This is a genomic window from Aliiruegeria sabulilitoris (assembly GCF_001558155.1).
Classification (GTDB): Bacteria; Pseudomonadota; Alphaproteobacteria; order Rhodobacterales; family Rhodobacteraceae; genus Tropicimonas; species Tropicimonas sabulilitoris.
This window is the reverse complement of record NZ_LOAS01000013.1, coordinates 191080-202306: the sequence shown is the minus strand read 5'-3', so window position 1 is coordinate 202306 and position 11227 is coordinate 191080. Positions and strand designations below refer to the sequence as shown.

Here is an 11227-nt window from a genome sequence, read left to right as displayed (position 1 = left end):
TGGGCAGACTCTACATTACGGTGAGGGACTTTCCGGGGGGCAGGTCATCTCCGAAATCAATGAGTTGAGTGGTGACACCCGCATGGTGAGACACATACCATGCGCCACGCCGCCTGTCTCAGCACTTCCCGGCACGGAGTTCTCTTATTCCGCTGGCGTTGATGATGTGACCGCCCCCCGACGTCATCAACGTGCCAAGGTGGGTCTGCAAGGTCGATGGGTTCATCATGACACGACCGCTGCTTGGAGATTCCCGCGCCGAGTTCCTGGAACGGCTCGGCGTGCCCTTCGTCGTTCATGGTGGAACGGCCCCGGAACCCGATCATGCCTTTTACGAAATCGACAATTTCGGCGCCTTCCAACACGCCACCGAGCTTCTCATGCAGCTTAGGCACCGCAAGATCGCACTGCTGAACGGCCGGGCGGATGCCATCTTCTCGATCATGCGCCGCGACGGTTTCCTCGCCGGGTTGAATGGCCTCGTGCGCGCCCAGACCCCGATTTCGGAAGTTCCCATGACCGAGCAGGAGGGCTATCGATGCATGCATGCGGCGCTGGATACCGGAGTATCGGCTGCACTCGGCTCCTCGGTCCACCTCGCGCTCGGCGCGGAACGGGCCATTCACAACGCCGGGCTGACGCTGGGGCGCGACATCTCGCTTGTCTGCCATGACGACGACCTGTCGGGGCTTTCGACGGCCAGCTTTTCTGCCCCGCTGACAGTCACCCGCGCACCCATCCGGGACGCTGGCCGGGCGATCGTCGGTATGTTGGAACAGCTCTGCGACGGCGCGGACCGCGCGTCGCAGCAGATCATCGGCCCGGTCGCGTTGAACTTGCGCGCCTCGACCCGACCGCCGATCACCCCATGACCCCTGGCATCTCCCCGCAAGACGCCCGAGCCGTGGTCAGTGCCCTGCGTGCAGAACCCCAGTCCGAACCGAATAGTTCGCGGCAATGGCGTAATCGGGATCGTCATCTGCATCCACGATGAGCTGCCCAGCCTTGCTCAGCAACTTGTGACAATCATGGCTCAGATGGCGCAGTTCAAGTTTCTTGCCGGCCTGCTCGTATTTTCCCGCCAGCGCCTCGATCGCGGTCAATGCCGACTGGTCGGCCACCTTGCTTTCGGCAAAATCAATCACCACTCGCTGCGGGTCGTTCGCCGGATCGAAAATCTCGGTGAAACCATGCGCAGAACCGAAAAAGAGCGGACCCTGGATCTGGTAGACCTTGGCGCCCTCGGGCGTCTTGTAGGTCTTGGCATGAATGTGGGAGGCGCTCTCCCATGCATAGGCCAGCGCGGAGACGATCACGCCAACGACAACCGCCGTGGCAAGATCCGTCATCACGGTCACGACCGTTACCAGCACGATCACCACGGCATCGGTCAGCGGCACCTTGCGCATGATCGTCAGCGACTTCCACGCGAAGGTGCCTATCACGACCATGAACATCACGCCGACGAGCGCCGCCAACGGGATCTGTTCGATCAGCGGCGCGGCAACAACGATAAAGGCAAGCAGGAACAGCGCAGCCGACAGCCCCGAGAGGCGCGTGCGGCCACCGGATTTCACGTTTATCATCGACTGGCCGATCATCGCACAGCCCCCCATGCCACCGAAGAAACCGGTCACGGTATTGGCCAGGCCCTGGGCCACGCATTCCTGGCTGGCACCGCCGCGCTCATGCACGATCTCGCCCACGAGATTGAGCGTCAACAGGCTCTCGATCAGGCCGATGGCGGCTAGGATGAGCGAATAGGGCAGGATGATCTGAAACGTTTCCCAGGTCAGTGGCACACTGGGAATGTGGAGCATCGGCAATCCGCCCTCGATGGACGCCATGTCACCGACACGCGGCACGTCGATACCAAAGACGATCACGATCGCGGCCGTGATGGCGATCCCCGCAAGTGGCGCAGGTATGGCATTGGTCAGTTTGGGAAGGCCCCAGACGATTGCCATGGTCAGCGCCACAAGCGCCAGCATGATGATGAGCGGAAGCCCCGAGAGCCATTCGCCCCCCGCCATGCCATGGCCCGAGGCCTCGGCCGTACCCGGCACCTGGAACTGCGTCATCTGGGCCAGGAAGATAACAATGGCGAGCCCGTTGACGAATCCGAGCATCACAGGATGCGGCACCAGCCGAATGAATTTGCCCAGCCGGAAGATGCCCGCCAGAATCTGTATGATCCCCATAAGCACGACAGTCGCGAAGAGGTATTCCACCCCGTGTTCGGCCACCAGCGAAACCATCACAACCGCCAACGCGCCGGTTGCACCCGAAATCATGCCCGGACGACCGCCGATCAACGCCGTGATCAAACCAACGATAAAGGCCGCGTAAAGCCCCACGAGCGGATGCACGCCGGCGACGAAGGCAAAGGCAACCGCCTCTGGCACCAGCGCCAGCGCGACCGTCAGGCCCGCGAGGATCTCGGTGCGCAGCCGCGCGGAGTTCATCGTTTCGCCGGACGAAAACTGGGCAAGGTAATTCTTGGGGGCAAAAGCTGCCATAATGGTTCGGGTCAAGCGGGGCCTCGTTCGCTGTTCAGATGCTGCAGCACACGTCACGCTCGGGACGGCCGCAGGCGGATCTCCTGACGCGCCGGATTGCCGCAGCACGCATCCGGTTGGCGCTATCAGAAGATACCACGTCGCAGAAGGAACCCAGGCGGGAACCCGTCATGCATTCAATGCATAGCTCTCTTTCATCGACAGCAAGTCTTGCCCGCCTCAATGCTTCATGGGCGCACGAGATCTTCGAAAGAGACGCTGCACAAACATCTGACATGCTGACTTGAACTCCGCTGCGAAGCGGACAGGGACGATCCCTTGGATCGTGCCTCCGGAAGAGGCAATTCGGAAAAGATGAAACAGACACGCACACACACGTCTTCTGTCCGAAAATACCCGAGGGGGAGCGCTCGTGCGGGCGCGGGGGGGGGCAATGCCCCCTCCTTCGGCGTTCTTTGACGGCGCATTTCGGCATGTGAACCGGCGCTTTCCGGTTGCGATTGCCCCAGATCAGCCCGGCATGCGGTACTTCCATCACTCCAAACTGTGCACTAGGTTCGCCGCGAACGACACTGCCTCGGGAGACAGGCCATGGATACGATGATCGGAGTGATCGGGGGCAGCGGCCTCTACGAGATCGACGGGCTGGAAGATGCAAGTTGGCAAGCCGTCGAGACGCCTTGGGGCGCACCGTCGGACGAGATCCTGACCGGCACCCTGGAGGGCGTAAGAATGGCGTTCCTGCCACGGCACGGGCGCGGCCATGTGCATTCGCCGACCTCCGTTCCCTACCGGGCCAATATCGATGCGCTCAAGCGGCTCGGGGTGACGGATGTCATTTCCGTCTCGGCCTGTGGCTCCTTCCGAGAGGAGATGGCGCCGGGGCATTTCGTGATCGTCGACCAGTTCATCGACCGGACATTTGCCCGCGAGAAGAGTTTCTTCGGAACCGGCTGCGTCGCCCATGTCAGCGTTGCCCACCCCACCTGTGAGCGGCTCGGCAAGGCCTGTTTCGACGCCGCTCTGGCGCAGGGCATCACGGTACATCCCGGTGGCACCTACCTGGCCATGGAAGGTCCGCAATTCTCCACGCTCGCGGAATCGAAGCTCTATCGGGAGCAATGGGGCTGCGACGTGATCGGCATGACCAATATGCCCGAGGCCAAGCTCGCCCGAGAAGCAGAGCTTTGCTATGCCTCCGTCGCCATGGTCACTGATTACGACAGCTGGCACCCCGACCATGGCGAGGTGGAGGTGACCGAGATCATCCGCACGCTGATCGGCAATTCGGAGAAGGCCCGCGGCATGATTGCCCGCCTGCCCGCCCTGCTGACAGCCGCGCGCAGCACCTGCGAGCATGGCTGCGACCGCGCCCTGGAGAACGCGCTGATGACGGCGCCAGAGAAGCGTGACCCTGCGCTGCTGGCGAAACTGGATGCGGTTGCCAGACGGATGCTCTGAACCGCCCTTCCACGGCTACTTTCCCGCGCCCGTTTTTTCGGCCTGCGCCATGCGCAGCTCCGCGCGCATGGCCTTCCAACTCCGCCAGAGCCACCAGCCGGAACCGAACGCGACCATCGCAGCAAGGATGAACCCCGCGCCGTTCAGGATCATCGAGGCAATGTTCGCGATCTGGTCCGCGAAGATATAGCCCAGGCTCGCATAGGCGCTCGACCAAAGCGCCGCTCCGATGATCGCCGCGAGCGTGAAGGGCAGCCACCCCAGCCCCGCAGCCCCGCCAATATAGCTCGTCCATGGTCCCAGCGGGCTGATCACTGTGCGGCTCAGCAAAACAGCCGCCGCTCCCCAATTCTCCACCAGCGACTCCGCCCGCAGAATGGCCGCCCCGGTTCCCGAACGCCCCTTGAGCCTGTCGAGCAGCTTCGGGCCACCCCAGCGCGCAATGCCGAATGCGGTCTGGTCGCCAAGGACGAAACCGACGAAAGCCACGACAATCACCTGCCACAACACCAGATCGCCAGCCGCGGCGAAGCCCCCAGATGCCATGACCAGCATGGAGGACGGCAGCGGAACCGCGAGGCAGGACACCGCCACCACGCCCGCGATCAGGAACAGTCCGTAAAACGGTACGAGGGCAAGAAGCGTATCGATCATCTGTCGTGCCTCTTGCGGAACTCTTCAACTGCAAGCGCCACCCGCGCGGTGAGTTGCTCAAGGCTGACGCCTTGCGCCGCGGCGATATCGGCCATGGTCAGCGGCTCCCTGCCCCGCTCCTTCGGCGGCGGCCCGAGCTCCAGCGCATCGCGGACAACATCCGGCGGCACATGCCAGGACATTGCCACGTAGCGGGGCCGCATCCACCCTTCGAGACTTTGGTCGCGATTTGCCGGATCCTGCATCCAGATGAAATGGGCGAGAAACTGGACAGCGAAAAACAGCGCGAACAGGCTTGCCACCACGCAGATGCCGAAAACCACCGGCTGTTTCGAGATGAAATACCGCACGGCTGATATCATCAGGCCCGCCCCGCTGCTTGCTGTTACCCGATCATACGCGGATCCGGGTATTTTCCGTCGGAAGAATGCGCATGTTTTTGTCCACCGGGAAAAAAGCGCCCCGTCTCGGGTGACGTGACGTCCCGCTATCGGTCGCGCTGTTGGGCTGCAATCGTCGGCCAGCACGACCGGTCAGGGAGGAAGGGACGTGTACGACTATATCATTGTCGGTGCCGGGTCTGCGGGCTGCGTTCTGGCCAACCGGCTGAGCGCGGACGGCACGCGCCGCATAGCCCTGATAGAAGCCGGACCGCCCGACCGCTCACTCTTCATCCACATTCCGCTCGGACTGGCCGTGCTGGCCCATATGCGCGGCATCAACTGGAACCTTGAGACCGAGCCGCAACTGGAACTGAACGGCCGGCGGCTTTACTGGCCGCGCGGGCGGACGCTGGGCGGGTCCAGCTCGGTCAACGCGATGATCTACAGTCGCGGACACAGGGCGGATTACGAGAGCTGGGAGCGGGCCACGGGCACGGCGCTCTGGGGTTGGGATCGGGCGCGAGAGCTGTTCATCGCCGCCGAGGCCAACGGGCGGTTCGGCGCTTCCAAGGATCATGGGGCGGATGGCCCGCTGACCGTCAGCGACCTGCCCTCGCCCAACCCGGTCAGCCGCGCGTTTGCCGACGCCGGACGGCAGATCGGACTGCTCCCGAACGACGATTTCAACGGCGCGGTGCAGGAAGGGCTGGGCCTTTTCCAGGTAACCCAACGCAAGGGGAAACGGTGTAGCGCCGCCCGCGCCTATCTCGAACCGGCCCGGGAGCGCAGCAATCTCGACATCCTCTCCAATGCCCATGTAATGCGCGTGGATTTTTCCGGGCGGCGGGCGCGCGGCATCCGCCTGCGCCATGCAGATGGGGAGCGTGAACTGACCCTCCGACCGGGCGGGGAGGTGTTGCTCTGCGCGGGCGCGGTGCATTCCCCGCAGCTCCTGATGCTGTCCGGAATCGGGCCGGGCGCGGAGTTGCAACGTAGTGGCGTTGAAGTCCTGCACGACCTGCCCGAGCTTGGGCGCAACCTGCAGGACCATCTTGATGTCACGCTGATGCATTCGGCCAATTCCCGCACCCCGATCGGGCTGGCCGCGTCGCTGCTGCCGCGCGGAATTGCCGAAGGGTGGCGTTACCTGCGTCATCGTTCTGGCATGTTGACGAGCAACGTCGCCGAGGCGGGGGGATTTGCCCGTTCGCGCCCGGAGCGGGAGCGGCCGAACCTGCAATTCCACTTCCTGCCGGCCTATCTGCTCGATCACGGGCGCAAGCTCAAATATGGCCATGGCTACACGCTGCATGTCTGTGACCTGCTGCCGGAGAGCCGCGGCTTTATCGGGCTGAATGGCCCCTCGCCCATGGCCGCACCGAGGATCGACCCGGCCTATCTCAGCCATTCCATCGACAAGGAGACCATGATCGACGCTTTCCGTATCGCGCAGGCGTTGATGGAGAGCCCGGCGCTCTCCGCACATCGGCGCGGGCGGGTCACGCCGCCGAGGCGGCTGGAGGCGGAGCCGGAGATCGCGGCCCATATCCGTGCGCATGCCGAGACGATCTATCACCCCGTCGGCACTTGCCGCATGGGAGCGGACTCGCATTCCGTGGTGGACCCGAGCCTGCGGCTGCGTGGGGTTGAGGGGGTGCGGGTGATCGACGCCTCGGTCATGCCACGCATTCCCGCTGGCAACACCAATGCGCCCACGGTGATGATCGCCGCCAATGCGGCGGATATCCTGCAGGGAAAGGTCGCGCCCTAGGGCGTCAGAAAATGCGCACAAGCCGCGGTTCGCCATGTCTTTCCAACCGCGAAGATGCCACAACTGGCGAAGATGACGCCAGACACCCCGGTGCAGATGACCGACACAGACCCGCGCCCCCCCTTCAACATCGCCGCCATCGCCCAGGGCGGACGGTTGCAATACGAGGCGCTTTTGCTGGCAGCCTCGCTCAGGGCCTGCGATCCCGGCTTTCGCGGACGGTTGATCCTGTTGGAGCCGCAACCCGGCGGCGCATGGCCGGAGGACCCGCGCATACAGGGCGAAGAGACGCGGGAGGCCTTGCTGCGGCTCGGCGCAGAGATCCAGCCCTTTCACGCCGCCCATTTCGGCGCCTCCTATCCGCAGGGAAACAAGATCGAGGCACTTGCTGCGTTGCCTGCGGGGGAGCCTTTCCTGTTTCTGGACAGCGACACGCTGATCACCGGCGCGCTCTCGGATATCCCGTTCGATTTCGACCGGCCCTCGGCCTCGATGCGGCGCGAGGGGACTTGGCCGGAGATCGAGCTTTACGGGCCGGGCCACAGCGCGATCTGGAAATCGCTCTATGACCGCTTCGGGCTGGATTTCGAAAGCTCGCTCGATTTGTCGGAGCCGGACGAATTCTGGCGCCGGTATCTCTATTTCAACGCCGGCTGGTTCTTTTACCGCGATCCGGCGGAGTTCGGCGCGCGCTTCCTCGAATATGCCCGCTCGATCCGCTCGGATCCGCCGCCCGAGCTGATATGCCAGAAGCTCGATCCCTGGCTCGACCAGGTGGCCCTACCACTGGTGATTCATTCCTTTGGCGGAGGCCGTCCGGGTCCGGAACTGGCGCCGCTCGATGGCTCCGCCACTTGCCATTGGCGGTTGCTGCCCCTGCTTTATGCCCGCGAAAGCGACCGGGTTGTCGAGGTTCTGGAAGAGGTCTCCCGCCCGAACTGGATCAAGAAGGCGCTGAAGGAACATGACCCCTTCAAACGCATGATCTATCAAGGAAAAGGCGAGAGGGTCCGGGCGATGTTCGACCGCGAGAATCTACCCTGGCCGGAGCAGAAACTGCGCAACAGGATCAAGAAGGCCAAGCTCTGGATGCGGTAGCGGCGCGTACAGTGGCACCGAACATATTCAATTTTTTCATTTTGTCTTTGGACATGCATGCGCTATGCTGTCCTGCAGCAAGTTGAGCGAAAAGGATTTGCAATGCCGAAACTCGTCCGCCTTTACATTCGTCAGGTCATCATCGGTTACCTGCTCTCGGCGGTTTTCGTGACATTGCTGCTGTCTCTGAATGTCGCCAATTTGTGGCACCTAGTGACGCATACGAGTGGTGGCTGGATCGCGGTGGTGATGCTCTTCATCTTCAACGGTGTCGTATTTGCCGGGGTACAGTTCGGCATCGCTATCATGCGCATGAGCGAGGATGACAACGATGCCGGCCGCGGCAAGCGCATCGCCTTTGACACCCCCACGGTCCCCCAAGACGGCCGCATTGCAGTGCGGGTGGACGAACAGACCTCCTGACATCGCCTGTTGCACGGCGGGGCTTGCCGCCGAGCAGAGCTCGAGCGGCGGTGGCGCCGCTGCGCGGCGCAAAAAGAACCGTCATGGTTCACACAAATAAAACAAATGCTTGAAGAGGTTTCGCTTGCCCCGCGCCCGAAACCTGTCCGCGCGGGACGGGTTTCGGGGCGAGAAGCGTGGCGGGGACCGTGCGCAGCCGTGAGGGCGTTTCATTCCCGAGGACCTGTTTTTACAGGTGGGCGCCAGGTAAACGAACCAAGGTCCGAACAGAGCCAGCTCCCTCGGAATTGCTTAAGGCCACTGGAATTTGGCCCCGGCACGAGAAGGACAGATCCGCCAGAGCCGGACATAGGCACCCGCGACGCTCACGGCAAGGGATCAGTTTGTTTTTTCGGGCTCCACGTCGGGAACATTGAGCCGCAACGCGCCCAGATGTGCGTCCCATCCCTCGTCCAGAGCGAGGATCAAGCCGAACGCCCCCTCCCCGTCCGGCAACCCGTCATGCTCCAGCGAAAGGCGCGTGCCGCCGGGAAGCACCTCCAGCGTCCAGCGAATTTCAGTGTCGCGCCCCTGCAGTGGCGGGATCTCGAATGTGAGGTGGAGGCCATGCGGCGGCTGCGCAGACAGAACCCGACCGCGGATCAATTCCTGGCCCGAGCCGACATCCGTCAGCACGTAGTCCTCCCCTTCCGACAGTGGCGCCTGCGATGGGTGGAACCATTTGGCGAGCCGCTCGGGCTCTGTCAGGAAGGACCAGACCCGCTCCGGGGTCGCGTCGAGATAGATGGTCTTGCGAATGCTCAGGCCGCTCATGAAACCGCTCCCCTACCGGGCCACTGTCAAAAGCGCAGCCTTCGCCCGGTTGTTGTTTCGCTGCGATCTTGTCCCGCCGCTGGGTTCTATTGCAAGGTCGCTCTCCGATTCCTTGCCAAGTGTTCATGGATTGTTCACACTGCCAATATGACCGATACCCCTATCTCTCCACTCGACAGCCTGATGCCGGGACAACTCCTGGCCCGCGGCGTGTGCCGTCATCTGGCCAGCCTGGATTTCGTGACAGTCGAGGAACTCGTGCCGACAGCCGGTCTGCGGGTCGATGTCATGGCGCTCGGGTCAAAGGGGGAGATCTGGATCGTGGAGTGTAAATCGAGCCGGGCGGATTTTCGCGCCGATCAGAAATGGCAGGACTACCTGGAATGGTGCGACCGGTTTTTCTGGGCCGTGGACGGCGAATTTCCAACCGACCTGCTGCCGCCGGAAACCGGGCTGATCATGGCCGATGCCTATGATGCCGAGATCCAGCGGATAGGGCCGGAAACGAAGCTCGCCGCCGCCCGTCGCAAGGTCATGACCCGGAAATTTGCCCGCCATGCCGCGCGCCGACTGCAGGCCTTTCGCGACCCGGGCGTGCGGGCGCTGATCGACGAGGTCTGATTACCCCTTCTTGCCCTTGGACATCTGCCGCGCGCGCTCAGCGGCAGCACGAAGTTCCTCGGCAATTTCCTCGGCTTCCTCGGGCTCGAAATCGAGCGGCAATTCAAGCCCGTCGCCCTCGATATAGATGCGCACCATACCCAAAGTCGTCGGACCGATCTGGATATTGGCAGAAATATCGCTTTCCTTGTCGATGCTCATCGAGGGCTCCTTCGTAAATGCGGCATTGCCTAGCCCGCCGAAACGGAATGAGCAAGGGCGGGAATTTACTTGACTATGGCAAGTAAATATTCCGAAACTTGGGTTGGAGGATCATCATGGACGAAATTGACCGGATCCGCGCCTTCAACCGCGCCTATACGAAGGCCATAGGGTTGCTGGATTCCAGTTTTCTGGAGAGCGGCCTGTCATTGGCCGAAGTCCGGCTGCTGCAGGATATCGACAGCGGCGAGAGCGGCAGCACGGCACGGGAGATCGCGAGCTCGCTCCGCTTGGACGAGGGCTATGCCAGCCGCCTTTTCAGGCGCTTCGAGGCGAAGGGCTGGATAGAACGCCATCCGGACCCGAAGGACGCGCGGCGGCGGCGCCTTCTGATCACCCCCTCCGGTCTTGCGCAGCTCGCGCCGTTTCGCGCCGCGGCCCGAAAGGCGGTTGGAGAACGTCTGGAGGAGCTGTCCTCCGTATCGCGGTCGGAGCTGTTGGCCGCGATGGACAAGATCGACCAGTTGTTCCTGCAAGAAGACAGGACCACGGAAACACCCGTCTTGCGAGAGATGACACCCGGCGATGCCGGCTGGATCATTCAGCGCCATGCGGAGTTCTATGCGGAACAATACGGATTCAACGCAGATTTCGAGCCTGTCGTTGCACAGATCCTGGCGGATTTCCTGACCAACCGGGACCGGCGATTCGAGCGCGGCTGGATCGCAGCCACGAAGGGCGGTGCGCGGCTCGGCTCTGTCCTGTGTACCCGCCATGACGCGGAACTGGCCAAGCTGCGCGTACTGTTCGTCGAGCCCACCGCCCGTGGCCTGGGTCTCGGCCGCGCGCTCGTATCCGCCTGCATGCGCCATGCGCGCGATACAGGGTATAAGGGCATGACGTTGTGGACCCAGAAAAGCCTCGAGGCCGCCTGTGCGCTCTATGCCGAACAGGGGTTTCACTGCGTAAACGAACAGGCCGAGCACGCCTTTGGGCAGCATGTCGTGAACCAAACCTGGGAAATCCGCTTCTAACTTGCACCAAGGGTCTTGCACCCTTCTCCCTCTCAGGATAAACGACCGCCCTGTGCCGCCTTAGCTCAGTTGGTTAGAGCGCTGGATTGTGGATCCAGAGGTCCCCTGTTCAAGCCAGGGAGGCGGTACCATCAAGCTCCCACATCACCTTGCCCTCCGACATCACCAGACCCGGTTCACGTGGGCCTGAAGGCCGCGTCCCTGCAATCCTTGGCATTTCATTGAATGCAACCCTCGTCGGGCCTAGAC

General features: G+C 62.7%; 12 protein-coding genes and 1 tRNA gene. 8 read left to right on the top strand and 5 right to left on the bottom strand.

Going from position 1 to position 11227, the window contains the following annotated elements; translation table 11 throughout:
• Nucleotides 1–191: 191 nt before the first annotated feature.
• Entirely contained in the window at nucleotides 192–872 is a 681-nt protein-coding gene (locus AX756_RS14340) for a substrate-binding domain-containing protein (protein ID WP_269432955.1), read from the top strand.
• A gap of 36 nt (nucleotides 873–908) precedes the next feature.
• Here the strand turns inward: AX756_RS14340 and AX756_RS14335 are convergent, their stop codons facing one another.
• Entirely contained in the window at nucleotides 909–2465 is a 1557-nt protein-coding gene (locus tag AX756_RS14335; protein WP_231701067.1) for a SulP family inorganic anion transporter, read from the bottom strand.
• 645 nt (nucleotides 2466–3110) lie between these two features.
• Between AX756_RS14335 and AX756_RS14330 the strand changes: the two genes are divergently transcribed.
• Nucleotides 3111–3980: an S-methyl-5'-thioadenosine phosphorylase gene (locus tag AX756_RS14330; protein WP_068312686.1), complete on the top strand. Its 870-nt coding sequence runs from the start codon at nucleotides 3111–3113 to the stop codon at nucleotides 3978–3980.
• Nucleotides 3981–3995: 15 nt separating this feature from the next.
• Here the strand turns inward: AX756_RS14330 and AX756_RS14325 are convergent, their stop codons facing one another.
• Entirely contained in the window at nucleotides 3996–4634 is a 639-nt protein-coding gene (locus AX756_RS14325; RefSeq protein ID WP_068312684.1) for a DedA family protein, read from the bottom strand.
• Entirely contained in the window at nucleotides 4631–4996 is a 366-nt protein-coding gene (locus AX756_RS14320) for a hypothetical protein (RefSeq protein WP_068312681.1), read from the bottom strand. Before AX756_RS14320 ends, AX756_RS14325 begins: the two co-directional genes overlap by 4 nt.
• Nucleotides 4997–5183: 187 nt before the next feature.
• On the opposite strand from AX756_RS14320, the gene AX756_RS14315 reads away from it, so the two are divergent.
• The 3 genes from AX756_RS14315 (at nucleotide 5184) to AX756_RS14305 (ending at nucleotide 8309) form a co-directional block, all read left to right on the top strand.
• On the top strand, nucleotides 5184–6788 hold the full coding sequence (locus AX756_RS14315) for a GMC family oxidoreductase (RefSeq protein ID WP_068312677.1): 1605 nt from the start codon (nucleotides 5184–5186) through the stop codon (nucleotides 6786–6788).
• A gap of 72 nt (nucleotides 6789–6860) precedes the next feature.
• Entirely contained in the window at nucleotides 6861–7886 is a 1026-nt protein-coding gene (locus tag AX756_RS14310; protein WP_231701065.1) for a glycosyltransferase family A protein, read from the top strand.
• A gap of 102 nt (nucleotides 7887–7988) precedes the next feature.
• Entirely contained in the window at nucleotides 7989–8309 is a 321-nt protein-coding gene (locus AX756_RS14305; protein WP_068312674.1) for a hypothetical protein, read from the top strand.
• A 378-nt stretch (nucleotides 8310–8687) separates the two neighbouring features.
• Here AX756_RS14305 and AX756_RS14300 read toward each other — a convergent pair whose 3' ends face one another.
• Complete coding sequence (locus AX756_RS14300; protein ID WP_068312670.1) at nucleotides 8688–9122, bottom strand: SRPBCC family protein; 435 nt, start codon at nucleotides 9120–9122, stop codon at nucleotides 8688–8690.
• Nucleotides 9123–9269: 147 nt separating this feature from the next.
• Here AX756_RS14300 and AX756_RS14295 point away from each other — a divergent pair, with 147 nt between their 5' ends.
• The gene (locus tag AX756_RS14295; RefSeq protein WP_068312667.1) at nucleotides 9270–9743 is read left to right on the top strand and encodes an MmcB family DNA repair protein; all 474 of its coding nucleotides are present in this window, start codon (nucleotides 9270–9272) and stop codon (nucleotides 9741–9743) included.
• Here the strand turns inward: AX756_RS14295 and AX756_RS14290 are convergent, their stop codons facing one another.
• On the bottom strand, nucleotides 9744–9944 hold the full coding sequence (locus AX756_RS14290; RefSeq protein WP_068312664.1) for a DUF6324 family protein: 201 nt from the start codon (nucleotides 9942–9944) through the stop codon (nucleotides 9744–9746).
• A gap of 116 nt (nucleotides 9945–10060) precedes the next feature.
• Here AX756_RS14290 and AX756_RS14285 point away from each other — a divergent pair, with 116 nt between their 5' ends.
• Together AX756_RS14285 and AX756_RS14280 are read left to right on the top strand one after the other, a co-directional pair.
• Nucleotides 10061–10978 carry a bifunctional helix-turn-helix transcriptional regulator/GNAT family N-acetyltransferase gene (locus AX756_RS14285; RefSeq protein WP_068312661.1) on the top strand — a complete coding sequence of 306 codons (918 nt, stop codon included), beginning with the start codon at nucleotides 10061–10063 and terminating at the stop codon, nucleotides 10976–10978.
• A gap of 54 nt (nucleotides 10979–11032) precedes the next feature.
• Nucleotides 11033–11109, top strand: a tRNA-His gene (locus AX756_RS14280).
• The last annotated feature ends 118 nt before the right edge of the window (nucleotides 11110–11227 follow it).

Bases quoted from the DNA above. Each gene is read 5' to 3' on its own strand.
- AX756_RS14335 (WP_231701067.1), bottom strand. From the start codon at position 2,465: ATGAACTCCGCGCGGCTGCGCACCGAGATCCTCGCGGGCCTGACGGTC.
- AX756_RS14330 (WP_068312686.1), top strand. From the start codon at position 3,111: ATGGATACGATGATCGGAGTGATCGGGGGCAGCGGCCTCTACGAGATC.
- AX756_RS14325 (WP_068312684.1), bottom strand. From the start codon at position 4,634: ATGATCGATACGCTTCTTGCCCTCGTACCGTTTTACGGACTGTTCCTG.
- AX756_RS14320 (WP_068312681.1), bottom strand. From the start codon at position 4,996: ATGATATCAGCCGTGCGGTATTTCATCTCGAAACAGCCGGTGGTTTTC.
- AX756_RS14310 (WP_231701065.1), top strand. From the start codon at position 6,861: ATGACGCCAGACACCCCGGTGCAGATGACCGACACAGACCCGCGCCCC.
- AX756_RS14305 (WP_068312674.1), top strand. From the start codon at position 7,989: ATGCCGAAACTCGTCCGCCTTTACATTCGTCAGGTCATCATCGGTTAC.
- AX756_RS14300 (WP_068312670.1), bottom strand. From the start codon at position 9,122: ATGAGCGGCCTGAGCATTCGCAAGACCATCTATCTCGACGCGACCCCG.
- AX756_RS14295 (WP_068312667.1), top strand. From the start codon at position 9,270: ATGACCGATACCCCTATCTCTCCACTCGACAGCCTGATGCCGGGACAA.
- AX756_RS14290 (WP_068312664.1), bottom strand. From the start codon at position 9,944: ATGAGCATCGACAAGGAAAGCGATATTTCTGCCAATATCCAGATCGGT.
- AX756_RS14285 (WP_068312661.1), top strand. From the start codon at position 10,061: ATGGACGAAATTGACCGGATCCGCGCCTTCAACCGCGCCTATACGAAG.